The following is a 26,009-nucleotide window of genomic DNA, read 5'->3' on the forward strand; positions in this document are numbered from 1 at the left end:
GTCTGGACGGGGGGTGGGTGAGGGCTGTGGTGCAGCTGGGGGCCACCTGTGAATACGGGCAACAGTGTGTTACGTGCGGTGCATGCTTTACCCAAAGGAAATCGGGCAGGCGTACAACCATTCGTACGTGCATGTGAGTCAAAGGGGACCAGCGTGCCGGGGGGCCGCTGACGTCTTTCACGGGGATGGGGAACCTCCATGACTCACCACATATCCAGATCCGCGCGTGCCCACGCGCTCGGTGTCGCCGTCGGGGCCGCCACCGCGATCTCGCTCCTCGCCACCGCCACACCCGCCAACGCCGCCACCGCGGCGGTCAGTTGTACGTCGGCCAAGCCCGCCCTCGCCACCAAGCTGAAGCGGGACATCACCTCCGCCCTCGCCGGGCGCCAGGGCTCCATCGGCGTCGGTGTCTTCGACCGCTCGACGAAGACCACCTGTGTGTACCGGGCGCAGACCGCCTTCGACTCCGCCAGTGTCGTCAAGGTGACCGTCCTCGCGACCCTGCTCTGGGACGCCCAGAAGACCGGACGCGCCCTGACCGCCACGGAGAAGAGCCGCGCCACGGCCATGATCACCAAGTCGGACAACGCCGCCACCACCAAGCTGTGGAGCCAGCTCGGCCTGACGAAGATCAAGGGCTTCCTCGCCGCCGCCAACATGACCCAGACCCGGCCCGGCGCCAACGGCTACTGGGGGCTCACCCAGATCACCGCCCGCGACGAGCAGAAGCTCCTCGCGCTCACCACCATCCACAACGCGGTCCTGACCGACAACTCCCGTGCGTACATCCTGAAGTTGATGAACCAGGTCGTCGCGTCGCAGCGCTGGGGTACGCCGAAGGGCGTGCCCTCCGGTGTCTCCGTGCACGTCAAGAACGGCTGGCTGCAGCGCGCCTCGCACGGCTGGCGGGTGCACAGCGTCGGCTCGTTCAAGGGCGGCGGCCACGACTACATGATCTCCGTGCTCACCCACGGCAACAGCACCTGGAACTACGGCATCACGACCATCGAACGCGTCGCCAAGGTCGTACACAAGGACCTCGCGGCCGGCTGATCGCGGACCGACTTCACTGCGCGGCCTCCCGGCCGTCACCAACCCGCCTTACGGTGACCGCCATGCGTCTGCGAACCGTACTCACCACCCTCACCGCCGGCCTGGCGGCGGCCACCTGCCTGACCGCCGCCGGACCGGCGAACGCCACCTCCATCAACGCCCATACCAGTAACGCCTGTTCACCCACCGTCTCCATCGACCGCTTCTCCGACGCCCTCGACAAGACGACGTACGACGGCACCTTCGTCGGCAACTTCTCCGCGCTCGCCGTCGACCGGAACGGCGACCTCGCCGCCCTCTCCGACCGCTCCTCCCTCTTCGCCCTCGACCGGCGGACCCTGAGCCCGACGAGCGTCGTCCCGCTCGCCGACGAGACCGGCGCCGCGCTCGACTCCGAGGGCCTGGTCGTCGACCGCGACGGCACCCGGCTCGTCTCCTCCGAGACGGAACCCTCCGTACGCCGCTACTCCCGCGACGGCCGCATCCTCGACCGTCTCCCGGTGCCGGCCGCGCTCCAGGTCGCCCCGGCCGGTCGCGCCACCACCAACCAGACCTTCGAGGGGCTCACCCTGCTCCCCGGCGGCCGTACGCTCCTCGCCTCCATGGAGTACGCGATCTCCGGCGACTCCACGGGCATCGTCCGCTGGCAGACCTGGGAGCGGAAGGGCGGCCCCTTCGTCCTCGGCGCCCAGTACGCCTACCGCACCGACACCAACCTCGGCGTCCCCGAGGTCGCGGCCACCCCCGACGGACGCCTTCTCGTCCTGGAGCGCGGCTTCACCGCAGGCGTCGGCAACACCGTCCGCCTCTACCTGGCCGACCCGCGCCGCGCCACCGACACGAGCGGCGTCGAGAACCTCACCGGGCAGGACGGCGTACGCCTGGTCAAGAAGACCCTCCTCGCCGACATCGTGAACTGCCCGTCACTGGGAGCGACCGCCAAGCAGCCCCAGCCCAACCCCCTCCTCGACAACATCGAGGGCATGGTCATCACCGGCCATACCCACGGCGGCCTGCGCGTTCTCCTGGTCAGCGACGACAACCAGAACGCCGTACAGACGACCCGTTTCTACTTCCTGAAGGTCCGCACGCCGTAGCCGCAGCCGTCCCCGGGTTTGTTGCGGAGGGATGAAATCCGCTTCCGTCCGCGTTGGTGCTTACCGGCGGAGAGTGGAATCGCGGATCTACGAAAGGCACCGGAGTGACGGACCAACGGGGGCGGGAGCCGGTAGCAGAGGGATGGGCGCGGCGGCTGGTCGGATACGCCTGGCGGTATCCGAAGGACGTCGTGCTCTCCCTGGGCGCCTCCCTCGGCGGTATGGCCCTCATGGCGATCGTCCCGCTGATCACTAAGGTGATCATCGACGACGTCATCGGCGACAAGACCCGTTCGATGGCCCCCTGGGCGGGCGCGCTCGTCGTCGCCGCCGTCCTCGTCTACGTCCTCACCTACATCCGCCGCTACTACGGCGGCCGGCTCGCCCTCGACGTCCAGCACGATCTGCGGACGGAGATGTTCGGGACGATCACCCGGCTCGACGGGCGCCGCCAGGACGAGCTGTCGACCGGGCAGATCGTCGGGCGGGCCACCAGCGACCTCCAGCTGATCCAGAGCCTCTTCTACATGCTCCCGATGACCATCGGGAACCTGCTGCTCTTCCTGATGTCCCTCGCGATCATGGCCTGGCTGTCGATCCCGCTGACCCTGGTCGCCCTCGCCGTCGCGCCCGCCCTGTGGATCATCGCCAAGCGCAGCCGTACGAAGCTCCACCCGGCCACCTGGTACGCGCAGGCCCAGGCCGCCGCCGTCGCGGGTGTCGTCGACGGCGCCGTGACCGGCGTACGCGTGGTGAAGGGCTTCGGGCAGGAGGACCAGGAGACCGGGAAGCTCCGGGAGGTCGGGCGGCGGCTCTTCGCGGGGCGGCTGCGGACGATCCGCTTCAACTCCGTCTACACCCCGGCCCTCCAGGCCGTGCCCGTGCTGGGGCAGGTCGCGATGCTCGCCGTGGGCGGCTGGCTGGCCGTGGGCGGGCACATCACGCTCGGTACGTTCGTCGCGTTCTCCACCTATCTCGCCCAGCTCGTGGGCCCGGTGCGCATGCTCGCCATGGTGCTGACCGTCGGCCAGCAGGCACGGGCCGGTACGGAACGCGTCCTCGAACTCATCGACACCCGGCCCTCCATCTCCGACGGCCACAAGGACCTGCCCGCCGACGCCCCGGCCACCGTCGAGTTCGACGACGTGTCCTTCGGGTACGACCCCGAGCGCCCCGTCCTCGACGGGCTCAGCCTGGAGATCCGGGCCGGCGAGACCCTCGCCGTCGTCGGGTCGTCGGGCTCCGGCAAGTCGACCGTCTCTCTCCTCCTGCCGCGCTTCTACGACGTGACGCGCGGCGCGGTCCTCGTCGGCGGCCACGACGTCCGCGAGCTGACCAGCGAATCGCTGCGGGCCGCGATCGGGCTCGTCCCCGAGGACTCCTTCCTCTTCTCCGACACCGTCCGCAACAACATCGCGTACGGCCGTCCGGACGCCACCGAGGAGCAGATCCTCACCGCCGCGCGTGCCGCACAGGCGGACCGTTTCATCGCCGAGCTGCCCCACGGCTACGACACCAAGGTCGGCGAGCACGGCCTCACCCTCTCCGGCGGCCAGCGCCAGCGCGTCGCACTGGCCCGCGCGATCCTCACCGACCCCCGCCTTCTCGTCCTCGACGACGCCACCTCCGCCGTGGACGCGCGCGTCGAGCACGAGATCCACGAGGCACTGAAGCACGTCATGGAGGGCCGGACGACCCTCCTCATCGCCCACCGCCGCTCCACCCTCGGCCTCGCCGACCGCATCGCCGTCCTCGACGCCGGACGCCTCGCCGACATCGGCACCCACGAGGAACTCCAGGCCCGTTCCGCCCTGTACCGGCGGCTGCTGACCGACCCGGACGAGCTGGGCGGAGTCTCTCCAGGCCGCGCCCTGCCCTCCCTGCCGCCCGAGGACACCTCCGTACGGGACGAGCTGGACGCCGAGTTCGATGCCGAGCGCGGGGTCACCCCCAGGCTGTGGACCGGTGACCGCGAGCGCAAGGACACGGCGTTCGACGGGATGCCGGCCACCCCCGAACTCCTCGCCCAGGTCGAGGCGTTGCCCCCGGCCGCCGACACCCCGGCCATCGACGAGGCCCGCGCGGTCACGCCCGAGGAGTCGTACGGGCTGAAGCGGCTGCTGCGCGGCTTCGGGAAGCCGCTGCTGGTGAGCCTCGGGCTCGTCGCCGTGGACGCCGGGATGGGACTGCTCCTGCCGATCCTGATCCGGCACGGCATCGACTCCGGGGTCTCCCAACTCGCCCTGGGTGCCGTGTGGGTGGCCTCCGCGCTGGCCCTCGTGTCGGTCGTCGTCCAGTGGGCGGCGCAGATCGGCGAGATGCGGATGACGGGCCGTACCGGCGAACGCGTGCTGTACGCCCTCCGGTTGAAGATCTTCGCCCAGCTGCAACGTCTCGGACTCGACTACTACGAACGGGAGTTGACCGGCCGGATCATGACGAGGATGACGACGGACGTGGATGCGTTGTCGACGTTCCTGCAGACCGGCCTGGTCACTGCCTTCGTCTCCGTCGTCACCTTCTTCGGCATCATGGTCGCCCTGGTCGTGATCGACGTACAGCTCGCGCTCGTCGTGTTCGTGACCATCCCGGTGCTGGTCGTCGGCACGTTCTACTTCCGCCGGGCGAGCGTCAAGGCGTACGAACTCGCCCGTGAGCGCGTGTCGTTGGTCAACGCAGATCTCCAGGAGTCGGTGTCCGGGCTGCGGATCGTGCAGGCCTTCCGGCGCGAGCGGGCGGGCGGCGAGCGGTTCGCCGAGGGCAGCGACAGCTACCGCCGGGCACGTGTCCGGGGCCAGTGGCTGATCTCCGTGTACTTCCCCTTCGTACAACTGCTGGCCTCGGTCGCCGCCGCTGCGGTGCTGATCGTGGGGGCGGGCCGGATCGAGAACGGCACACTGACGACGGGTGCGCTGGTGGCGTACCTCCTCTACATCGACCTGTTCTTCGCGCCCGTGCAGCAGCTCTCGCAGGTCTTCGACGGGTACCAGCAGGCGACGGTGTCGCTGGGGCGCATCCAGGAGCTGCTCCAGGAGCGGACCTCCACCGAGGCCGTCGAGGAGCCGCTGGAGGTGCTGTCCCTGCGCGGTGACATCGCCTTCGAGGGCGTGGACTTCGCGTACGGGGACGACGAAGAGGCCCTGAGCGAGGTCGAGTTGACGATTCCGGCGGGGCAGACCGTCGCGTTCGTCGGAGAGACCGGCGCCGGCAAGTCGACGCTCGTGAAGCTGGTCGCCCGCTTCTACGACCCGACCGGCGGGCGGGTCACCGTCGACGGCACCGATCTGCGCGACCTCGACATCACCTCGTACCGGCATCGCCTCGGGGTCGTGCCGCAGGAGGCGTACCTGTTCCAGGGGACCGTGCGGGACGCCATCGCGTACGGGCGTCCGGACGCCACCGACGCCCAGGTGGAGGCGGCGGCACGGGCGGTCGGCGCCCACGACATGATCGCCACGCTGGAGGGCGGCTACCTCCACGAGGTCGCCGAGCGCGGCCGCAACTTGTCGGCAGGGCAACGGCAGTTGATCGCGCTGGCCCGCGCGGAGCTGGTCGACCCGGACATCCTCCTCCTCGACGAGGCGACGGCGTCACTGGACCTGGCCACCGAGTCCCAGGTCAACCAGGCCACGGACCGCCTGGCAGGCCGCCGTACAACCTTGGTGGTAGCCCACCGCCTGACGACGGCGGCCCGCGCAGACCGCGTCGTGGTCATGGCCGACGGCCGAGTCACAGAAGACGGCACCCACGACGAACTCCTCCAACTGGACGGCCGCTACGCCGAGTTGTGGCGCACGTTCGTAGGCACCCCGGACGAGGAGGAACCGCTCACATCGTCCCGCGCCTGACTGCTGAACGCCCCGCAGGGGCCGTTCAGGGGCGCGGGGAACTGCGCGACCAGCCAAAGACGACCCGCACCCGAAGTACCACGCAACCGTTCGACACGCGCGGTGCGTCCGTACATCAGTACGGTAGAGCGCGGCGGCGACAGGAGAGGCGACGGTGACTGGTGGTTCTGTACGGCGACGGATGGCCCTCGGCTTGGCCGTGCTGACCGCGTCAGGCATGCTCGCCCTAGCCAGCCCCGGAACCGCCGAAGCGGCAGCGCCCTGCTCCGGCCGCAAGGCACGCACACTCACCTTCTCCACCGGCGAGGTACACATATACCGGCGCAGCGGCTACGTCTGCGCCATCACCCTCTCCAAACGCCCCGGCGTCCGCCAGTGGATGTCGGTGAGCGTACGGGCGCGCGGCGGACGCCCGGTCGTCGACGAGGGCGAGTTCTCGAAACGGGCCGGCCCGGTGACCGTGCACGCGGGACGACGGCATGTGTGGGTGAAGGGGTCGGTCGGGCGGGGATCGGTCAGTTCTGGCTGGATCCGGTGTTGAGTCCCTGTTGAGTTCCCTCCCCGACCCTATTTACTGATCCCCTGCCCGAGGGATTTCCCTATCTCCCCTGGTGCGTCCGGCAGTTGCTCCGATAGCTTCCGGCGCACAGATGTTTCATAGGGGAGGGTGCATGCGCAAGGCGCTCAGATGGCTGCTGGCGCTCACCGTGCTCATTGGCACGTTGAGTACGGCGGGAGCGGCGACCGCCGCTCAGCCGGAGGCCACCGGCACCACACAAACGACCAGTAGCGCGGACATCAAGGACCAGCTCCTCGCGATACCGGGCATGAGCCTGATCCAGGAGAAGCCGTACACCGGCTACCGGTACTTCGTCCTCGAGTACACCCAGCCGATCGACCACCGGCGACCGTCCAAGGGCACGTTCCAGCAGCGCATCACCGTCCTGCACAAGGACGTCTCACGCCCGACCGTCTTCTTCACCAGCGGGTACTTCGTCAACACGAACCCCAGTCGCAGTGAGCCGACGCGGATCGTCGACGGCAACCAGGTCTCCCTGGAGTACCGCTTCTTCACGCCGTCCCGGCCCGACCCGGCCGACTGGTCCAAGCTGGACATCTGGCAGGCGGCCAGCGACCAGCACCGCGTCTTCACGGCGCTGAAGAAGATCTACGCCAAGAAGTGGCTGTCCACGGGCGGTTCGAAGGGCGGCATGACCGCCACGTACTACGAGCGCTTCTACCCGCGTGACATGGACGGCGTCGTCGCGTACGTCGCCCCCAACGACGTGGTGAACAAGGAGGACTCGGCGTACGACCGGTTCTTCGCCACCGTCGGTACCAAGGAGTGCCGCGACCGGCTGAACGGCGTCCAGCGCGAGGCCCTCGTCCGCCGGGAGCCGCTGGAGAAGCGGTACGCGGAGTACGCCACCGCCGAGGGCCTCACCTTCGACACCATCGGCAGCCTCGACAAGGCGTACGAGGCCACCGTGCTCGACTACGTCTGGGGCTTCTGGCAGTACAGCCTGCTCGCCGACTGCGAGTCGATCCCGGCCGACGCGAAGAACGCGACCGACGACGACATCTGGACCTCGATCGACACGATCGCCGGGTTCTCCTTCTACACCGACCAGGGCCTGGAGCCGTACACGCCGTACTACTACCAGGCGGGCACCCAACTCGGCGCGCCCACCATCAAGTTCCCGCACATCGAGAAGAAGTCCATCCGCTACGGCTACCTGCCGCCGCGGGAGTTCGTCCCCCGGGACATCTCGATGACGTTCCAGCCGCGGGCGATGCGTGACGTCGACAACTGGGTCAAGCACCGCGCGAACCAGATGCTGTTCGTGTACGGGCAGAACGACCCGTGGGGCGCCGAGCCGTTCCGCCTCGGCAAGGGCGCGAAGGACTCGTACGTCTTCACCGCCCCCGGCCTGAACCACGGCGCGAACGTCGCGGCTCTGGTCCCCGAGCAGAAGGCCCTCGCCACGGCCCGCATCCTGGAGTGGGCCGGAGTCGCCTCGACCGCCGTCCAGTCCAACCCGTCGGCGGCCAAGCCGCTGGCGACGTACGACGCGAGGCTCGACAAGCGGAACATCGAGCGCGAGCCCACCCTGCGCCCGTAGTTCCAGCAGTTCCAGCAGTTCCACTAGTTCCAATAGCTCCAGGATTGCCTGCTCAGGCAGCCACGACGGCCGACCGGTTCACATTCCGGCCGGCCGTCGTGGCATTTACGGATGATGTGTATAGTCCCGCCCCATGGATTCCGGTGTCGAGCTGGTGAAGCGCGTGCACGTCGACCTGCTCAGGGTCGCCACCGCGCTGTGTAGCTGACTCCGCGCGCCTGTTTTCGGCGCCTTTCTCCCTCTTCTTCCTCGGGTGCGCCGCCTCTGCTTTGGCGTGATTCAACGTTGCATCCACGCCGGAACGGCATATTCCCTGCGTATCCCGGACCCGCTCCATCTCCCGTTGGAGACCCCCATGACCGTGCGTCTGCACTGGTTCCTGCCGACCACCGGCGACGACCGCAGCGTGGTCGGTGTCACCGCGCGCGACTCCCTCCAGTCCCGCACCACCACCCGACCGCCCACCCTCGACTACCTCGCCCAGGTGGCACGGGCCGCCGAATCCGCCGGCTTCGAGGCCGTGCTGACCCCGACCGGCAGCGACTGCGAGGACTCCTGGCTCACCACGGCCGCCCTCATCCCGCAGACCAGCCGGCTGAAGTACCTGGTGGCCTTCCGGCCCGGCGTGATCGCGCCCCCGCTCGCGGCCCAGATGGCGGCCACCTACCAACGGCTGTCCGGCGGACGGCTGTTGCTCAACATCGTCACCGGCAGCGACGCCGACGAGCAGCGCGGCTACGGCGACTTCCTCGGCCACGACGAGCGCTACGCCCGCACCGACGAGTTCCTCACCCTCCTCCACACGGCGTGGACAGGGGAGCCGTACGACTACGAGGGCGCCCACTACCGGGTCGCGGGCGGACGGCTGCGCAGGCCCCCGCTGGCCCGCCCGCCGGTCTTCTTCGGCGGCTCCTCCGAGGCCGCCCTGCCGGTCGCCGCCCGCCACGCGGACACGTACCTCACCTGGGGCGAGCCCCCGGCCGCCGTCGCCCGCAAGATCGCCCGGGTGCGTGAACTGGCCGCCGCCGAGGGGCGGGAGCTGTCGTACGGGATCCGGCTGCACGTCATCAGCAGGGACACCGCGCAGGAGGCGTGGGCGGAGGCCGACCGGATCCTCGCCACGCTCGACCCGGCCGCGATCAGGGCCGCGCACGAGCGGTTCGCGGCCTCCGAGTCGGCCGGGCAGCGCGCGATGGCCGCCCTCAGCCGCGGAAGCACCGACCGGCTGGAGATCCATCCCAACCTGTGGGCGGGTTTCGGCCTCGTGCGACCGGGCGCCGGCACCGCCCTCGTCGGCAGCCACGAACAAGTCGCCGAGCGCATCGAGGAGTTCGCCTCTCTCGGCATCGAGCACTTCATCCTCTCCGGCCAGCCCCATCTGGAGGAGGCCATCCGGTTCGGGGAGTGCGTACGGCCGCTGCTGGCGGCCGATGGTCAACTCGCCGCCGCCTGACGTTCTCTGACGTCACCTCAACAACCCTCCACCGAAAGGAAATCCGTCATGCCCTCGACCCTCGACAGACGAACAGCCCTCCGTCTCTTCGGCGCCGCCGGACTCGGCCTCGCCACCGCCGCGTGCGCCGGCCCCGGCGGCGGCTCGGGCGCGGCGGACGCGAGCGCCTCCCCCTCAGCCCTCGCCACCTCCGGCGCCGTCAAGGGCACCGTCTCCTTCGCCCACTGGCGGGCCGAGGACAAGGCGGTGATCGCCGAGCTGATCAAGGCCTTCGTCAAGAAGTACCCGGACGCCGGTGTCGAGCAGGACATCTCGCCCTCCGCCGACTACCAGTCGACCGCCCTCCGCCGCATCCAGGGCTCGAAGACCGGCGACCTGTTCACCTCGTTCCGGGGCGCCCAGTTCGAGCAGATCGTGAAGGCGGGCGTGTACGCGCCGCTGACCGGCACGGACGTCACCGGCAAGTACCAGAAGAGCCTGACAACTCCCGGCGCGGCGAAGGGAGTTCAGTACGGACTGCCCTACCAGCTCGTCTTCAACATGCCGCTCGCCAACACCGACGCCCTCGACAAGGCCGGCCACACCAGCGCGCCGAAGGACTGGGACGGCTTCCTCCAGCTCCTGGACGACCTCAAGGGCAAGGGCTACACCCCGATCGCCTGGCCCGGCGGCGACACCGCCAACGCGGGCCAGCTGCTGAACACCATGGTCATGAACAACGCGCCCAGCGACGACATGTTCACCAAGATCGAGTCGGGCGAGTACAAGGCGACGGACGACTGGTTCATCACCACCCTGGAGCAGTACGCCCAGCTGGCACCGTACTTCCAGGCCCGCGCCACCGGTTCGACGACCGACGCCGTGACCCAGCTGTTCGCCGAGGGCAAGGCGGGCCTGCTGGCCACCGGTTCCTTCCAGATGGCGGGCGTGCGCGCACTCGGCGCCAAGTTCCCCTTCGACCTCGTCGCGCCGATCACCACGACCGCCGAAAAGGCCAGGTACGAGGGCGTGTTCAACACCACCTTCATCCTCGGCGTCAACAGCGCGTCCGACGTCCAGCCGGCCGCCTACGCCTTCCTGGAGTTCCTCAGCGACCCGGCGAACGCGGGCACCTACGCCAACGGCACCGGCCAGCACGTCACCGTCGAGGGCGTCGACTACACCAACGCCGACCTCAAGTCGGTCGCGCCCTGGCTGACGAAGAAGACGCTGCTCGCTCCGCGGTTCCAGTTCCTGAACCTCGACATCCGTACGGCTGTCGAGAACGCGGCGGTCGCGGTTGTCGGGGGCAAGAAGCCGGCGGAGGCGGCCGAGGATGCCCAGCGTGTCATCGACCAGAAGCGGTGATCGCTCCGCGGGGTGGGCGGTTTTGAACGCGCGGGTCGGTGGGGGCTTGTCGCACAGTTCCCCGCGCCCCTGTCGGGGCGCGTCACAGCGGCGGCGTGCTTCACGGGCGCTGTGGCTGTTCCCCGTGCCCGCACTCGCTCTCTACCTGTTCTTCTTCGCCTACCCGACCCTCCAAGCGGTTCAGTACGCACTCACCGACTGGGACGGGTACAGCGCCACCTATCACAGGGTGGGGCTGCGTAACTTCTCCGAACTCGCCACCGGGGACGACGTGTTCAGGAACGCGGCCGAGAACAACCTCAAGCTGACGGTGACCGTCGTCCTCGCGCAGACGGCGCTGGCGCTGCTCCTCGCGCTGTACCTCGTACGGACGACGAAAGCCTCAACTCTCCTGCGGGCGCTGTTCTTTCTGCCCACCGTGCTGTCGTCGGTGGCCGTCGCCTTCGTGTGGCGGTTCGTGTACGACCCGGACGGTGGGCTGCTCAACTCGGCGCTCAGAGCGGTGGGGTTGGACTCCTGGCAGTCGGTGTATCTCGGCAATCCGGACGCGGCCGTGTTCTGGCTGGCGCTGACCCAGGTGTGGTTCCACGCGGGTCAGATGATGGTCGTCTACATCGCCGGACTCCAGGCGATACCCAAGGAGTTGTACGAGGCCGCCGAACTGGACGGCGCCGGGCGCGCGGCCCGGTTCCGGCACATCACCTGGCCGCTCGTCGCACCGGCCACCGGGATCGTGGTCGCCTACACCACCGTGCAGTCCTTCAAGGCCTTCGACCTGGTCCTCGGCCTCGGCGGCAACCCGCCAGGACCCGCCCTCGACCTGCTCTCCACCCGGGTCTACACGACCTTCTCCAACAACCAGTTCGGCTACGCCGCCGCCCAGTCCCTGGTGTTCATGGCGCTGATCGCGCTGCTCACCTGGGTCCAGCGGCGGGCGCTGCGGAGGGCTGCCTGACGTGCTCCACAAAACCGTACGCCCCGCCGTCCTCATCCTGGGCGCCCTGGCCGTCGTACTGCCGCTGCTGGTGGTGCTGTTCGGCACGTTCAAGTCCCTGCCGCAGCTCTTCGACTCACCGCTGGCCCCGCCGTCGTCGCCCACCCTCGACAACTACCGCCGGGCGGTGGACGAGGGCGGACTCGGTACGGCCTTCACCAACAGCCTCGTCGTCACGGCGGGCGCGGTCGCGCTGACCCTGGTCGTCGCGAGCCTCGCCGCGTTCTTCTGCGCGCGGATGCCCGGGCGGATCGGCTGGGCGGTGTTCGGGGTGCTCGTCGCGGGGCTCGCCGTGCCCGCGCAGGCGGCGATCGTCCCGCAGTACGTGCTCTTCGACCGGCTCGGCCTGACGGACAGTCTGCTCGGCCTCGGCCTGGTGGACACGACGATGACGCTCCCGACGGCGGTGTTCATCCTCGGCGGCTTCCTCCGGACGATCCCCGAAGAGCTGTACGAGGCCGCCGAGTTGGACGGTGCCGGACCACTGCGGACCTTCCGTTCTCTCGCCCTCCCGCTGACGAAGCCGGCGCTCGCGACGACCGGCATCTTCCTGTTCGTCATGGACTGGAACGACCTGCTCTACCCGCTGCTCTTCGTCCGCTCCCAGGAACAGCGCACGCTGCCACTGGCGTTGCTGGACTTCCAGGGCGAGTTCCTCACCCAGTACCCGCTGCTGTTCGCGGGCGTCGTCATCGCGTCGGCGCCGGTGGTCGTCGTGTACGTGCTGCTCCAGCGGTACTTCGTGTCCGGGCTGACGGCGGGAGCCGTAAGAGGCTGATGGGCCAACCCTTTTGACTTGGCGTCAGGAACTCCTCGCCCAACCTTCGCCCGACAAAATGGAATCTCTCACACCGCTTTCGCGCACCCCACTGGCCGATCCCCGCCCAGTTGGACGTAAAGGGCCGTGGATGCAGGGCAGTTGACGCGTTTGACGACCGCCTCGGTCACCTCGTACTCCGGCTTCTTCTCGCCCGTCCCGTCGCACGCCGTCTCGCGCACCTCCCCCTGCCCCGCGCTGTACACGCAGTCGCCGACGATCGTGCGCGGACCTCCGCCGCCGCCCGGGTCGCCGGGGTGCGGGGCCTGGAGGTTGCGCATGCAGGAGTAGCCCTGCGGGACGGCCCCGTCGCCGTCCTCGTCGGCGGCGGGCCGCTGTTCGCTGATGTGCAGCACGAAGTCGGTGGTCGCCGGGCACGCCGGACCGGCACTCACCTTGCCGTCGTACCGGGCCACGACCCGGGCCGCCGCCCGCTCGCTGGTGCAGGGCACCTCGGTGAAACTGGTGGTGCCGAAGGAACTGCACTCGTCGACGGAGAGGAAGACGGTGCCGTAGCCGGTGGGCCGGGGCGGCGCCGGTCGCTGGTCGACCGCCGTACCGTCGGCGGCCCCGGAGGTCCCGGTAGAGGAACCGTCCTCGGAATCGCCACCTGACGCCAGCTGGCACCCCGTCCCCATGAACAGCGCGACCACCGCGAGCACCGCGCAGGCGAGCACCCGCACGCGCACCACTTCCGTGGACCCCACAGAACGCCTCTTGCGCATCGCATCCCCCCGAGTACCCCCGCTCAGCGTGGCCCGCGCCGGCCGGGCCACGCCAGATGTCCAGAGGATTTGCGCCTATTGGGGGTGGTGCGCCGGTTGTGCGACGTACGGCGTGTACGCCGCCTTGCTTCTCTTTCCCGAGCGAGTTCGGCGAGATCAACTACGGTTCGGCAGCGCGCTGGAGGGGGGTGGTGCGTTGTCGGCTGCGGGCCCGGTGGGGGCTGGTCGCGCAGTTCCCCGCGCCCCTGAAAACCGTGGGCGCGGGGAACTGTGCGACCAGCCACGACGGCGCCGCAGTGCACTGACAACCGTCAGTACGACAGCCCGTGGCCGATCGGATAAAGGACCCGCGTCGGATCCTCCGCGTCCAGCACCGGCACCGGCAGCTTCCCGCGTGGCCGGACCCGCCCCGCGATCACCCGTGCGGCGGCCCGGAGTTCGACGTCGGTCCAGGAGTACGAGGCCAAGTAGGCCTGTACAGCGGGCAGTTGGGCGACGTCGTACGGGTTGCGGAGCGCCACGCACACCACCGGCCGCCCGGTGGTGAGGAGTTGGGCGACCAGGGTCCGCTGGCTTCTCGTGGCACCGACGTTGTACGTCCCGACGACCACCGCGTCCACCTCCCCGGTGGCGGCGACCGCCCGGGCGATGACGGCGGCGGAGGGCGCGGTGCCGGTCGAGAGGGCGGTCGCGGTGAAGCCCAGTTCCGTGAGGGCGCCCGCGAGGACGGTGGTCGGCGGTCCGGTCGTACCGGACGGCGAGGCGGGATCGGCCCCGACGACGAGCACGGTCTTCTGCGCGACCCTCGAAAGGGGCAGCAGCTTCCGTTCGTTGACGAGGAGGGTGGTGGTCCGCTCGGCGATCCGGTCGGCGGCGGTGAGATGGCCGGCGACCCCGACGGCCCGGTCGACGCCGGCGTGGGTGACGTACGGCCGGTCGAGCAGTCCGAGCCGGTTCTTGAGCCGCAGGACGCGCAGGATCGACGCGTCGAGCCGCGCCTCGGTCAACTCCCCCTGCCGTACGGCCGTGAGGACGGCGTTCCAGGCGATGTCGAGGGAGGGTGGATTGAGGAGCTGATCGACTCCGGCCTTCAAGGCCAGCACCGGAACCCGGTCGTCCCCGTACTTCTCCCGTACGCCCTGCATGCCCAGCGAGTCGGTCACCACGACCCCGTCGTAGCCGAGTTCCTCGCGAAGGATGCCGGTGAGGATCGGGCGGGAGAGGGTCGCGGGGTCGCCGGAGCCGTCGAGGGCCGGGACCATGATGTGGGCGGTCATGATCGAGTCGATGCCGGCGCGGATGGCGGCGCGGAACGGCGGAGCGTCGATGGTGTTCCATTCCTCCCGCGTGTGCTCGATGACGGGGAAGCCGTAGTGGCTGTCGACGGCGGTGTCCCCGTGCCCCGGGAAGTGCTTGGCGGTGGCGGCGACGGAGGCCCGCTGGTACCCGGTGACCTGCGCCGCGACCAGCCCCGCGACAGCGGCCGGATCGGCGCCGAACGACCGTACGCCGATCACCGGATTGGCCGGGTTGACGTTCACGTCGGCGACGGGCGCGTAGTCCTGGCGGATGCCGAGGGCGCGCAGCTCGGCGCCGCTGATGCTGCCCGCCGTACGGGCGTCGGTGCGCGAGCCGTTCGCGCCGAGGGCCATGGCGCCCGGGAGGAGGGTGGCGGGTTTGCCGACGCGGGCGACGATGCCGTGCTCCTGGTCGGTGGAGATGAGTACGGGCAGCCCACGGGGGAGGCCGAGCGAGGCCTTCTGGATCCCGTTGCTCAGATCGGCGATCTGATGGGGATCGCGGGTGTTGTGAGCCCAGGAGAAGTAGATGATCCCGCCGACCCGGTACCTGGCGATCAGCTCGGCCGCCGTCCGGACGCCGATCTCCTTGAGGTTGGCGTCGATGTCGGCCTGGTCGGGTGCGGTGGCGGAGTGCCCGTACACCCGCATGACGAACAGCTGACCGACCTTCTCCTCCAGGGTCATCCCGGCGACGATCCGCCGGAACCGCGCGTCACTGTCGTACGGCTGTGCCTCACCCCCGAGGGCGAGCGCGGCACCGGTGCCGGCGGTCGCGGCGAGAAGAGCACGTCTGGTGGTGCCGGAGTCGCGCACGGGGGCGCTCCTTCCCTCGTGAAGGAAACTTCCGAGACGTTACGAATAACCGGGAAGTTTCTTCCAGTCAAGGGTGCGCACACTAACGGGAGATGGCCGTTTTTCCCCGGAAAGGGGCCGTCACCGGCGCATCGGAGGGGGGCGCGCCGGTGACGGCTCGCTGCCGGCCGCGGGCGGCTGGAGAGGGTAGGTCAGCGATCGCAGCCAGCAGCGAGGCCGACACCGCACCACGGTGACTCATCCGGCAGTCGTGTCGGTTGGACGGGGGCGGGTCGGGGTGGGTTCCCGGAATCCGGCCAAAATCGGGAAGTTGGTACGGGGGTGGACGGCGGGGCGGGTGCGATACCCACGCGGGGCGATCCGTAACCGGACCGACACACCGGAATCGCGTCAACCCTCTTCCATTCCAAGCCTGTTGGGCGATGATCCCACCAACGCCCTGCATGCTCTCTCGCCGCAGCAGTGCCAGTCGGGGGACCGGCCAGGGGAAGCCGAGACGGAGGAGGCGCGGGATGGCGACGAAGACAGGACCTCAGAGATACCCGGGCGCCAGCCGGGCGAACTGGTACCAGGACGACTACCCGGGCGACTCGATGCAGGTCAACGTCGTCGTCCTGCACACCACCGAGGGGCGCAGCCTGCCCACGTACAGCGGTGGTTCGATGGCGCCCAACCTGACGGCGGTGCCGGATCTCGCCGCGAAGAAGCTGAAGTGGTACCAGCACTTCGACATAGAGACCTCGTCCCGGGCCCTCGCCAACAAGCGGGGCGGTGTCGAGACCAACACGCTCAACGTCACCCAGGTGGAGCTGGTCGGCACCTGCGACCCCAAGACGCACAAGAAGTGGACGACGGCGGGCCAGGCACACGTCTACTGGCCCGAGGCCCCCGAATGGGCGCTGAAGTCGGTCGCGCGGTTCCTGGCCTGGATGCACGAGGAGCACGGCGTGGCACTGTCCGGCCCGAAGGCGTGGCCGGACTACCCGACCTCGTACGCCGACGGCGGCGGCCAGCGGCTGTCCTTCGCCGAGTGGAAGGCGTTCAAGGGCGTCTGCGGCCACATGCACGTCCCGGAGAACGACCACGGCGACCCGGGCGGCATCGACTTCTCCGCGATCGTCAAGCACGCCAAGGACGAACTGGACGTGAACGACGACACCCCGACGCCGACCGTGCCCAAGCCGGTCGTGGTGCCCGCCTATCCGGGCCGCAAGTACTTCACGGCGGGCGCGGTGAACGACCACGTCCTCAAGCTCGGCAAGCAGCTGGTCAAGCGCGGCTTCGGCGACCACTACAAGGTCGGCCCGAGCCGCAGCTGGGGCGAGGCCGACCGCCTCAACGTCCGAGACTTCCAGAAGTCCCGCAAGGAACTGCGCGGCGACGCGGACGGCTACCCGGGGCCACTGACGTGGCGCCTGCTGTTCTCGTAACCGTGGTTGGCGCGCTGCCGAACCGCCGGTCCGGCAGCGCCCCTTAAGGGGCGCGGGGAACTGCGCGACAAGCCACGACGGCGCGGCAGCGAACCGACAACCGGAACCTCGCGCACTTCCCGCAGAGCGCCTACCGTTCATGGTCCATTTCGCGGACGTTCCGACGCGCGAGACACGGCCCGCGCGAGCATAGGGCCCATGGCCGACGTACAGATCCCCGGTTCCAAGTCCATCACCGCCCGCGCCCTCTTCCTCGCCGCCGCAGCCGACGGAGTCACCACCCTCGTACGCCCCCTGCGCTCGGACGACTCGGAGGGCTTCGCCGAGGGCCTGGTCGGCCTCGGCTACCGGGTCGGCCGGACTCCCGGCGCCTGGCAGATCGACGGCCGCCCGCAGGGCCCGGCGGCCCCCGAGGCGGACATCTACTGCCGCGACGGCGCCACGACCTCCCGTTTCCTGCCGGCCCTCGTCGCCGCCGGCCACGGCACCTACCGCTTCGACGCCTCCCCCCAGATGCGCCGCCGCCCCCTGGCCCCCCTCACCCGCGCCCTGCGCGACCTGGGCGTGGACCTGCGGCACGAGGAGGCGGAGGGCCACCACCCGCTGAGCATCCAGGCGGCGGGCGTCGAGGGCGGGGACGTCACCCTGGACGCGAGCGAGTCGTCCCAGTACCTCACCGCGCTCCTGCTCCTCGGCCCCCTGACCCGTAAGGGCCTGCGCATCCACGTCACGGACCTGGTCTCTGCCCCCTACGTGGAGATCACCATCGCGATGATGCGGGCGTTCGGGGTGGAGGTGCACAGGGAGGGCGCCGTGTTCGTGGTCCCGCCCGGCGGCTACCGCGCCACCACCTACGCCGTCGAGCCCGACGCCTCCACCGCCAGCTACTTCTTCGCGGCGGCGGCCCTCACCGGCGGCGAGGTGACGGTCCCCGGCCTCGGCACCGGCGCGCTCCAGGGCGACCTGGCCTTCGTCGACGTACTGCGGCGAATGGGCGCACGGGTGGAGACCACCGCCGACCGTACGACCGTCACCGGCACGGGCGAACTGCGCGGCCTGACGGTCAACATGCGGGACATCTCCGACACCATGCCGACCCTGGCGGCCCTCGCCCCCTTCGCCTCCGGCCCCGTACGCATCGAGGACGTGGCCAACACCCGCGTGAAGGAGTGCGACCGCCTGGAGGCCTGCGCGGAGAACCTCCGGCGGCTGGGGGTACGGGTGGAGACGGGCCCGGACTGGATCGAGATCCACCCCTGTCCGCCCGGTACGGCTCCGGCGCAGGGCACGGACATCAAGACGTACGGCGACCACCGCATCGTCATGTCCTTCGCGGTGACCGGCCTGCGCACCCCCGGGATCACCTTCGACGACCCGGGCTGCGTACGGAAGACGTTCCCCGGGTTCCACGAGGCGTTCGCGGAGCTGAGCACCGAGCTGCCGCGCTAGGGCGGTGCCCGGGGTCGCACCTGGGGTCTTCCCTGAGGCGTACCCCGAGGCGCGGTGGTCCGTGTCGTCCCTAATGTTCCCGGCGAGGGACGCGGAGGACGCCCGGCAGGGGGCCGGGCGGCACGCTTCCCGAACGAGGGAGATGATTGCTGTGGGACCGAGCGACGTCGAGATCGTCCGGGTGTTCGCCCGGAAGCCGGCCAGCCCGAACGCCGACCCGACGCTGAACCCCAACGAGCCGGCCGAGGTCGCGGTCGAGGCGGAGGCGGGCGACGCCATCTTCCAGATCGGGGCGCCCTACGAGGTCGAGATCACTGTCAAGGACCTCGTCGACGGCACGAACATCCCGACGACACCGGCCAACGTGGTCAGCGGGCAGCTCAGCCAGGCCCCCTGGGACAAGCAGCACGTCGCGTTCGTCCCCTCTCCGGTGAGCAGCCGCCGCAACCCCTCGGGCAACGCCGGATCATCGGCCTCCCGTACGACGACGACCGTGAGCACCCGGTCGGCGCGCAGTCGGCGCAGGGCGAAGGCCAGCGCCTGGAGGGACGAGGAGTCCGCCCAGTGCGCGTCGTCCACGACGAGGACCAGCGGCCCGGCGGTACGGGTCTGGAGTTCACCGAGTACGTCGAGCAGCCGGGCGCCGGCGGTCGGCGCGTCGGCTGCCGGGGGCCGGGGGAGGACCTGCTCGTCGTGTGCGGTACGGGAGAGGAGCTGGTCGAGCAGCCCGAACGGAAGCCCGGTCTCGTTCTCCTCCCCGCATGCCCTCAGTACCTCGGCGTCCGGGTGCCCGGCGACGAAGCGCCCGATCAGCGCGGTCTTCCCGATCCCGGCGGGCCCGTCGACCAGCACGATCCGGGACGCCCCGGCGGCAACGTGCGCCAACTGCCCGTCCAGAGCCGAGAGATGACGGCCCCGCCCGACGAACGGACTGCCCTGGTCCCCCAGTTCCCCCATACCGGTCACTCCCCCAAGTTCCCGCCGCGGGCCCCCGCCGCCCCTGCCACCCTCGCGTACGGGGGAGCGCCGCTCAAGGGCCCGCCTGGACCAATCCGGGACACCGGGGACATGGAGGTCACGGTCGGGCAGCAGACGTACCCCACACGGAGGTCTCCGACCCGTCACCCTGCTTGGCGGCCGACCAACTCCGCGGCTGACAGTCGCAGTTGCTCCCGCACCGCCACCAGCACCGGATCTCTCTCCGCCCCCGTCCGCACGGCCGCGAAGACGTTCCGCGACGGCGGCGCACCCTCTGTCGTCAGCAGGACGAGACGCCGATGGGCGTACAGCGGCTGGACCAGGCGGGGGATCAGCGCCACCCCCTGCCCCGCCTCGACGAGGGCCGCCAGCGCACCCCAGTCGTTCACGGCGTGCCGGATGTCCGGCGTGAAGCCGGCCGCCGCGCAGACGGAACGGGCCACCGCACCACAGCAACTCGACGCGGCGCCGATGATCCATGGGTCGGCGGCGAACTCACGCAGGCCGACCCGGTCGCGGCCGGCCAGGCGATGGCCGGCCGGTACCGCGAGGTCCAGGACGTCGGTGAACAGGTCGAGGCGGTGGTAGCGGCGGTCGGTGTGCGGTGGCGCGGCGGCGAAGTCCACGGCCACGGCGAGGTCGACCTGTCCCGAGTCCAACGCCGTGAAGACGTCCGGCGGCTCGGCCTCGACGACGTCGATACGGACCTGGGGCAGCCGGTCGGCCAGCGCGTTCATCGCCCCCGGCAGCAGTCCGAGGATGCCGCTGGAGAAGCACCCGACGGTGACCGAGCCCCGTCCGCCCTCCCCGTACGCGGCCAGGTCGGCCCGTGCCCGCTCCAGTTGGGCCGCGATCACATCGGCGTGGGCGAGCAGGACCCGTGCCTGAGCGGTCAGTCGTACGCCCCGTCCCTCCCGCTCCGTCAGCGGCACACCCATCTCGCGGGCCAGGGCCGCGAGCTGCTGGGAGACCGCCGAAGGCGTCAGATGCAGTGCCTCGGCCGTCCTCGCCAGGCTGCCCCGGCGCTGGAGTTCGCGCAGGACGGTCAGACGGCGCAGGTCGACATTGAAGGTCTCGCTTACCTGTTCCACCGTAAAAGATTAACTGGACCGAATTCCTGCTGATCGGAAACCATCGCGTGCATGACCACGTACTCCTACCTGATTCTTCACGGCTGGCAGAACCACCGTCCGAAGAACCACTGGCAGCACTGGCTGGCCGACCGTCTCACCGGGCTCAGCCACCATGTCACCTACCCGCAGCTGCCCGACCCCGACGACCCCGACCTGGAGCTGTGGCTGACGGAGCTTGCCCGCCACCTCGACGACCTGCCGGCCGGCGCGGAACGCGTGGTGCTGGCCCACAGTGCCGCCGCCGTGCTGTGGCTGCACGCCGCCGCCCGGGGGATGCCCGGCCTCGGCGTCGACCGGGTCCTGCTGGTCGCCCCGCCGTCCGCCTCCGTCCTGCTGCGGCACCCGGAGGTCGCCCGGTTCGCCCCGCCCGCCCTGGACTTCACCCTGCCCGGCCGTACGGAACTGATCGCGGGCGACGACGACCCGTACTGCCCGGAGGGCGCCCGTACTGTCTACGGCGACCCGCTGAACATCCCCACGGAGATCGTCCCGGGCGGCGCGCACCTCGACCCGGACGCCGGGTACGGGCCGTGGCCCGCCGTACTGGACTGGTGCCTGGCCCAGAGGTGAGAGGTCAGGCCGACTCGTTGAGCAGCCGGGCGAGGTGGTCGTGGCCGGCGCCCAGCAGGCCCTCCAGGGGTGCGGCGGCCTCGTACCACCGCTTCTCGTACTCCCAGCACAGCCACCCGTCCCACCCGTGCCGGGAGAGGACCTCGACGCACTCGGAGAGCGGCAGGACACCGGCGCCCAGGGTCAGCGGGGTGGTGTCCTCGGCCGAGGCGATGTCCTTGACCTGGACGTATCCGAGGTGCGGGGCGAGGGCCGCGTAGCTCTCCGACGGCTGCTCGCCGCCGAGCCAGGTGTGCATGACGTCCCAGAGCGAGCCCACCTGCCGGTGGCCGACCGGGCCCAGGACGCGGATCGCGGCGGCGCCCGTGCGATGCGAGTCGTGGGTCTCCAGGAGGATGCGTACGCCGAGGTCGGCCGCGTACTCGGCGGCCGTGCCGAGTCTGCGGGCCGCCGCCGCGTCGGCCTCCTCGGGGGTCTGCTCGGTGCCGCCGCCGGGGAAGACGCGGACGAAGGGGGCGCCCAGGTCACGGGCGAGTTCGAGGAGCGCGCGGAGGTCGGTGAGCACGGGCTCGTCGTCGCCGGGGGCCGCGACCCGGACGTACCCGGCGAGGCCGAGGATCTCGACGCCGGACGCCTTGAACTCGGCGGCCACATCGGCCCGTTCGGCCAGGGTGAGACCGAGGTGGACGGGCTCTTCGGGGTGCGTGCGCAGCTCGACGCCGTGGTAGCCGTGGGTGGTCGCGAGATGCAGGACATCGGGTAGGGGGAGACCGGGGACGCCGAGGGTGGAGAACGCCAGTTTCATGCAGGGACCATATCTGTCACTCCGCGGTGCCGTGGAGATCCAGCCGCCAGTCCTGCCCCAGCAGATCCTTGCCGAAGGAGCGGTGGGGCTTCTCGGTGGTGAGGACGAAGCCGTGGCGCTGGTAGACGTGGCGGGCGGCGGTGAGTACGTCGTTGGTCCACAGGACGAGGTCGCGGTAGCCGACCTCGCGGGCGAAGCCGACGACGGCCGCGACGAGCCGGTCGCCGATACGGAGCCCGCGCGCGTCCGGCTCGACGAGCAGCAGCCGCAGCCGGGCGGTCCCGGGCGCCTCGTCCCGTACGCACATCACGCACCCGACCGGCCGCCCGTCCAGCTCGGCGATCCACACCCGCTCCAGATGCGGGTCGTGGTCCTCGGCGAAGTCGGCGACGATCCGGGCGACCAGCCCCTCGTAGTCGGTGTTGAAGCCGTACTCGGACGCGTACAGCGCCGCGTTGCGCTGCACGATCCAGCCGAGGTCGCCGGGGGCGGGATCGCGCAGCACGACGTCCTCGCGGCGCGGCGGCCGGCCCTCGGAGAGGAGCGAGCGGACCGTGCGCAGCGCCTCCGCGAGCCGGGGCCGGTCGGCGGCGGGCACGGTGGCGAGCAGCGAGCCGATGGCCTCCGTGGAACGCTCGTTCAGCAGGTCGGCGGTCTCGCGGCCCCGGCTGGTGAGCGTGACGCGCCGCCGCCGGGGATCACGGTCGGAGGGCGCCCGCTCGATCAGCCCGTTCTCCTCGAACTTGTTGAGGATCCGGCTCAAGTACCCGGCGTCCAGGGTGAGTTCGGCACGGAGATCGGCGGCGTCGGTACGGGTGGAGTGCGCGAGTTCGTAGAGGACGCGGGCCTCGGTGAGGGTGTAGGGGGCGTAGAGGCTGCTGCTGTAGTCGAGTGCGCCGATCACGTTCGTGTAGAAGCGGTTGAAGGAACGGATGTCCTGGACGGTCATGGGGCCACCTCGCCGACGGGATATTGGACGCGAACCTGGTAGTCGATATCTGACTCAGTCAGAGATGTTGGCGCTTCGAGGGTAGAGCGCGGGCGATGTGTTCCTCAAGGCCCGGCAACGGAGCGGCAATGCCCGTCTCCGGCATCCCACGGCTTGGCCAACCCCATGCCACTCGTTGCTCACTTGTTCATCCGCCGCCCCTGACGCCCCTCGCCGCCCGAGGCGAAGAGTGAAGCCGAAAGGCAGGCCCAACAGGCTCAAGAAGGGGCAATCATGGCCGAGTTGACCCGTCGTAGACTCCTTGGCTCCGCCGCAGGCACCCTCGGCGGCGCCGCGGCACTCTCCCTCCTCCCGCCCAGCGTCCAGCAGGCCGTCGCGGCCGGACCGCCGCGGCACGGCTCGCTCGACGACATCGAGCACGTAGTGATGCTCATGCAGGAGAACAGGTCCTTCGACCACTACTTCGGCACGCTGTCGGGCGTACGGGGCTTCGCGGACCCGCACGCGCTGAAGCTGCCCGACGGCCGCCCGGTCTTCTACCAGCCGGACGCCGTGAACCCGAAGGGGTACCTCCTCCCCTTCCACCTCGACACCCACACGTCCAGCGCACAGGCGATCCCGTCCACGAGCCACGCCTGGTCGGTGCAGCACGAGGCGTGGAACGGCGGCAAGATGGATCAGTGGCTGCCGGCCCACCGCAAGGCGGACGGCGTCAACGGCCCCTACGTGATGGGCTATTACACGCGCGAGGACATCCCGTTCCAGTTCGCGCTCGCCGAGACGTTCACGATCTGCGACAACTACTACTGCTCGGTGTTCGGCCCGACCTGGCCGAACCGCCTGATGTGGATGACGGGGACGATCGATCCCGGCGGCACCCAGGGCGGCCCGATCACCAGCAACGTGGCACCGACCCCGTACCGCTGGACGACGTACGCCGAGCGCCTCCAGGCGGCGGGCGTCAGCTGGAAGGTGTACCAGCAGGACGACGACTACGGCTGCAACATGCTGGAGCAGTTCGCCACGTTCAAGCAGGCGGCGCCCGGGTCGGAACTGTACGAGCGGGGCGTACGTCCGCAGCCGGAGGGCACGTTCGAGGACGACGCCCGCAACGACCGTCTCCCGGCGGTGAGTTGGATCATGCCGACGAGCTTCCAGTCGGAGCATCCCGACTATCTCCCGGCGGCGGGCGCGGACTTCGTGGCGTCGAAGATCGAGGCGATAGCGTCGAACCCCAAGGTGTGGCGCAAAACGGCCTTCATCCTCAACTACGACGAGAACGACGGCCTGTTCGACCATGTGGCCCCGCCGACCCCGCCGGACGGCACGGCGAACGAGTTCATCGGCGGCCTGCCGATCGGCGGCGGTTTCCGCGTCCCGGCGATCATCATCTCGCCCTGGACGGTGGGCGGTTGGGTGGCCTCGGAAGCCTTCGACCACACCTCGGCACTCCAGTTCCTGGAGCGCTTCACGGGAGTCGAGGAACCGAACATCACCGACTGGCGCCGAGAGGCCTTCGGCGACCTCACCTCCGCGTTCCGCTTCCGCGACTCCCGCCCCCGCCCGCCGCGCCTGCCGCACGACACGGCGGAGCAACTGGAACGGGCGAAGGAGGAGGTGGCAACGCTGCCGAAGCCGACGCTGCCGGGGGCCGCGCAGTCGTTCCCGAGGCAGGAGAAGGGGCATCGACCGCACGTGTGAGGTGGGGCCGGCTGGACGCCGGACGGGTGGGGCCCGGAGGCATGGCTCGGGCGCCCCACCCGGACAGTCCGGAAGCCGTAAGGGGGGCGGGTCTCAGGCCCAGAACTCGTTGCTGCGGTCGATGTCCTCGACGCATTCGTCGACATCGACGACCTTGTCCCCGACGATCCGGAAGACGAGGGCGCCCGGCTCGTCGATCCGCCTGCCCTGGCGCTCGGCGGTGAAACGGTGCACAGCGACCACGTGCCCCCGGCCGTCGACGAGAAGGTTCATCAGCACGACACGCATGCTCCCGGCGGTCTCTTCGGCGAGCCGACGGAACATGTCGATGATCGCGTCCTGCCCCTTGAAGTCCCCGGAGAGAGGATGGCTTCCGGGTACGTGGTGCGTGGCGTCCGACGCGATCAGGGTGCGCATGGTGTCCATGTCACCGCGCGAGAAGGCGTCGTAGCCCTTGCGTACGAGGGCTGCGTGCGGGTGCTCAGCCATGGTGATCGCCACCTTTCGGGTGTGTGGGCGATGTTCGACTGACGGGGCCCATTGTCCTCGGGTTCGGGGTCGTGTGCAGGTCAGACGCAGGTCAGGGCCGGGGCCCCGCCCTGGAGGGGGAACCAGGGCGGGGTGTCACAGGCGGCGTCCAGGATCTTGCTCGGCGTGACTGTCAGACCCCTGTGTCATAGTCCACAGCATGATCTCAGCTAAGGATCCAGACGACCTCGTGGGCACCGCGGACACCGTTGAAGCCTTGTTACGGCAATGGGTGGATCACATCAACCGCTCTCGCGAAGGGTGCACGCCCAGGCCGGAATGGTTCGCCTACGTAGGTGAGTTGGCGCTGGAGGAGACGGTCACCTGGTTCGGGATGGGTAGCGGTGGCTATTCTCACGAGGATCTGCCCACAGGACTGAGCAAGGCTCCGGTATACGCGGGCTTCTACTGGTGCCGGGAGGACGGCAAGCCTCCGGTGGCCCGGGCCAGCATCGTTGTCGTGCCGCTGGCGGACGCCGCCCGTATCAGGGCGGCCGACTGGGGCGACGGATATGACGGCTACGAACCGGCCCCGCTGGAAGGATATGCCGTCTTGTGCAGCAACCCGTTCGACCCGAAGCGGGCCGGTGAGGAAGGCGCCGAGGCCCATCTCCGCAACGCGAAGTCCATCATCGCGGCCGGCGACCGTGAAGGTCGCCAAGCCAACTACGCCGAAATCGTCACCGATCCGGACCGCGGAGGCAACGCCCTGTTCTTTCCCGTATTGGGGGAGGAGAGGGGCGGCTACGAAGCGGTGGAGCCGGACGAAACCGTTGTCTGCCTCGCCTTCATCGACTACGACTCCTACTAGCCCCCACGACAGCTCGCCCTCCTCGGACTCACACGATCACGAAACGGACGTCACGCGACCACGCCGAACCCCTGCCCCGCC

At 70.0% G+C, this 26,009-nt stretch carries 22 protein-coding genes; 15 read left to right on the top strand and 7 right to left on the bottom strand.

From position 1 onward, the window contains the following. Positions 1 to 198 precede the first annotated feature (198 nt). The 10 genes from LUX31_RS30340 to LUX31_RS30380 all read left to right on the top strand — a co-directional run bounded on the left by LUX31_RS30340 (position 199) and on the right by LUX31_RS30380 (position 12,696). Positions 199 to 1,056: a serine hydrolase gene (locus LUX31_RS30340; RefSeq protein WP_235478490.1), complete on the top strand. Its 858-nt coding sequence runs from the start codon at positions 199 to 201 to the stop codon at positions 1,054 to 1,056. A gap of 62 nt (positions 1,057 to 1,118) precedes the next feature. Continuing rightward, complete coding sequence (locus LUX31_RS30345) at positions 1,119 to 2,153, top strand: esterase-like activity of phytase family protein (protein WP_235478491.1); 1,035 nt, start codon at positions 1,119 to 1,121, stop codon at positions 2,151 to 2,153. Positions 2,154 to 2,257: 104 nt separating this feature from the next. Further along, on the top strand, positions 2,258 to 6,001 hold the full coding sequence (locus LUX31_RS30350; RefSeq protein ID WP_235478492.1) for an ABC transporter ATP-binding protein: 3,744 nt from the start codon (positions 2,258 to 2,260) through the stop codon (positions 5,999 to 6,001). A gap of 181 nt (positions 6,002 to 6,182) precedes the next feature. Continuing rightward, positions 6,183 to 6,542, top strand: a complete 360-nt coding sequence (locus LUX31_RS30355; protein WP_443046079.1) for a hypothetical protein — start codon at positions 6,183 to 6,185, stop codon at positions 6,540 to 6,542. A gap of 130 nt (positions 6,543 to 6,672) precedes the next feature. Beyond that, the gene (locus LUX31_RS30360) at positions 6,673 to 8,124 is read left to right on the top strand and encodes a S28 family serine protease (protein WP_235478494.1); all 1,452 of its coding nucleotides are present in this window, start codon (positions 6,673 to 6,675) and stop codon (positions 8,122 to 8,124) included. A 133-nt stretch (positions 8,125 to 8,257) separates the two neighbouring features. After that, a complete protein-coding gene (locus LUX31_RS37995) occupies positions 8,258 to 8,332 on the top strand; it encodes a putative leader peptide (RefSeq protein ID WP_443046080.1) in 75 nt (24 codons plus the stop codon). 147 nt (positions 8,333 to 8,479) lie between these two features. Continuing rightward, positions 8,480 to 9,577 carry an LLM class flavin-dependent oxidoreductase gene (locus LUX31_RS30365; RefSeq protein ID WP_235478495.1) on the top strand — a complete coding sequence of 366 codons (1,098 nt, stop codon included), beginning with the start codon at positions 8,480 to 8,482 and terminating at the stop codon, positions 9,575 to 9,577. Positions 9,578 to 9,625: 48 nt separating this feature from the next. After that, on the top strand, positions 9,626 to 10,924 hold the full coding sequence (locus tag LUX31_RS30370; protein ID WP_235478496.1) for an ABC transporter substrate-binding protein: 1,299 nt from the start codon (positions 9,626 to 9,628) through the stop codon (positions 10,922 to 10,924). A 124-nt stretch (positions 10,925 to 11,048) separates the two neighbouring features. Further along, positions 11,049 to 11,879: a carbohydrate ABC transporter permease gene (locus LUX31_RS30375; RefSeq protein ID WP_235478497.1), complete on the top strand. Its 831-nt coding sequence runs from the start codon at positions 11,049 to 11,051 to the stop codon at positions 11,877 to 11,879. Position 11,880: 1 nt separating this feature from the next. Then, entirely contained in the window at positions 11,881 to 12,696 is an 816-nt protein-coding gene (locus tag LUX31_RS30380) for a carbohydrate ABC transporter permease (RefSeq protein WP_235478498.1), read from the top strand. A gap of 68 nt (positions 12,697 to 12,764) precedes the next feature. Here the strand turns inward: LUX31_RS30380 and LUX31_RS30385 are convergent, their stop codons facing one another. Further along, positions 12,765 to 13,460, bottom strand: a complete 696-nt coding sequence (locus LUX31_RS30385; protein ID WP_443046014.1) for a hypothetical protein — start codon at positions 13,458 to 13,460, stop codon at positions 12,765 to 12,767. A gap of 311 nt (positions 13,461 to 13,771) precedes the next feature. After that, positions 13,772 to 15,574 carry a glycoside hydrolase family 3 protein gene (locus LUX31_RS30390; RefSeq protein WP_235478499.1) on the bottom strand — a complete coding sequence of 601 codons (1,803 nt, stop codon included), beginning with the start codon at positions 15,572 to 15,574 and terminating at the stop codon, positions 13,772 to 13,774. A 512-nt stretch (positions 15,575 to 16,086) separates the two neighbouring features. Here LUX31_RS30390 and LUX31_RS30395 point away from each other — a divergent pair. Next, on the top strand, positions 16,087 to 17,004 hold the full coding sequence (locus LUX31_RS30395) for a peptidoglycan-binding protein (RefSeq protein WP_235478500.1): 918 nt from the start codon (positions 16,087 to 16,089) through the stop codon (positions 17,002 to 17,004). Between the two features lie 198 nt (positions 17,005 to 17,202). Then, entirely contained in the window at positions 17,203 to 18,453 is a 1,251-nt protein-coding gene (gene aroA / locus LUX31_RS30400) for a 3-phosphoshikimate 1-carboxyvinyltransferase (RefSeq protein WP_235478501.1), read from the top strand. A gap of 297 nt (positions 18,454 to 18,750) precedes the next feature. Here aroA and LUX31_RS30405 read toward each other — a convergent pair whose 3' ends face one another. Beyond that, entirely contained in the window at positions 18,751 to 19,410 is a 660-nt protein-coding gene (locus tag LUX31_RS30405; protein WP_235478502.1) for an ATP-binding protein, read from the bottom strand. Positions 19,411 to 19,574: 164 nt separating this feature from the next. Next, on the bottom strand, positions 19,575 to 20,522 hold the full coding sequence (locus LUX31_RS30410) for a LysR family transcriptional regulator (protein ID WP_235478503.1): 948 nt from the start codon (positions 20,520 to 20,522) through the stop codon (positions 19,575 to 19,577). Between the two features lie 51 nt (positions 20,523 to 20,573). On the opposite strand from LUX31_RS30410, the gene LUX31_RS30415 reads away from it, so the two are divergent. Beyond that, positions 20,574 to 21,134, top strand: a complete 561-nt coding sequence (locus LUX31_RS30415; protein WP_235478504.1) for an RBBP9/YdeN family alpha/beta hydrolase — start codon at positions 20,574 to 20,576, stop codon at positions 21,132 to 21,134. 4 nt (positions 21,135 to 21,138) lie between these two features. On the opposite strand, the gene LUX31_RS30420 is transcribed toward LUX31_RS30415, so the two are convergent. Beyond that, on the bottom strand, positions 21,139 to 21,939 hold the full coding sequence (locus LUX31_RS30420) for a sugar phosphate isomerase/epimerase family protein (protein WP_235478505.1): 801 nt from the start codon (positions 21,937 to 21,939) through the stop codon (positions 21,139 to 21,141). 16 nt (positions 21,940 to 21,955) lie between these two features. Beyond that, complete coding sequence (locus tag LUX31_RS30425) at positions 21,956 to 22,888, bottom strand: bifunctional helix-turn-helix transcriptional regulator/GNAT family N-acetyltransferase (protein WP_235478506.1); 933 nt, start codon at positions 22,886 to 22,888, stop codon at positions 21,956 to 21,958. Positions 22,889 to 23,161: 273 nt separating this feature from the next. Between LUX31_RS30425 and LUX31_RS30430 the strand changes: the two genes are divergently transcribed. After that, positions 23,162 to 24,589, top strand: a complete 1,428-nt coding sequence (locus LUX31_RS30430; protein WP_235478507.1) for an alkaline phosphatase family protein — start codon at positions 23,162 to 23,164, stop codon at positions 24,587 to 24,589. A 93-nt stretch (positions 24,590 to 24,682) separates the two neighbouring features. On the opposite strand, the gene LUX31_RS30435 is transcribed toward LUX31_RS30430, so the two are convergent. Further along, positions 24,683 to 25,078, bottom strand: coding sequence for a nuclear transport factor 2 family protein (locus LUX31_RS30435; protein WP_235478508.1), 396 nt, complete (start codon positions 25,076 to 25,078; stop codon positions 24,683 to 24,685). Between the two features lie 199 nt (positions 25,079 to 25,277). Here LUX31_RS30435 and LUX31_RS30440 point away from each other — a divergent pair, with 199 nt between their 5' ends. Beyond that, entirely contained in the window at positions 25,278 to 25,928 is a 651-nt protein-coding gene (locus LUX31_RS30440) for a hypothetical protein (RefSeq protein ID WP_235478509.1), read from the top strand. The last annotated feature ends 81 nt before the right edge of the window (positions 25,929 to 26,009 follow it).

The organism is Streptomyces sp. GQFP (assembly GCF_021545335.1).
Classification (GTDB): domain Bacteria; phylum Actinomycetota; class Actinomycetes; order Streptomycetales; family Streptomycetaceae; genus Streptomyces.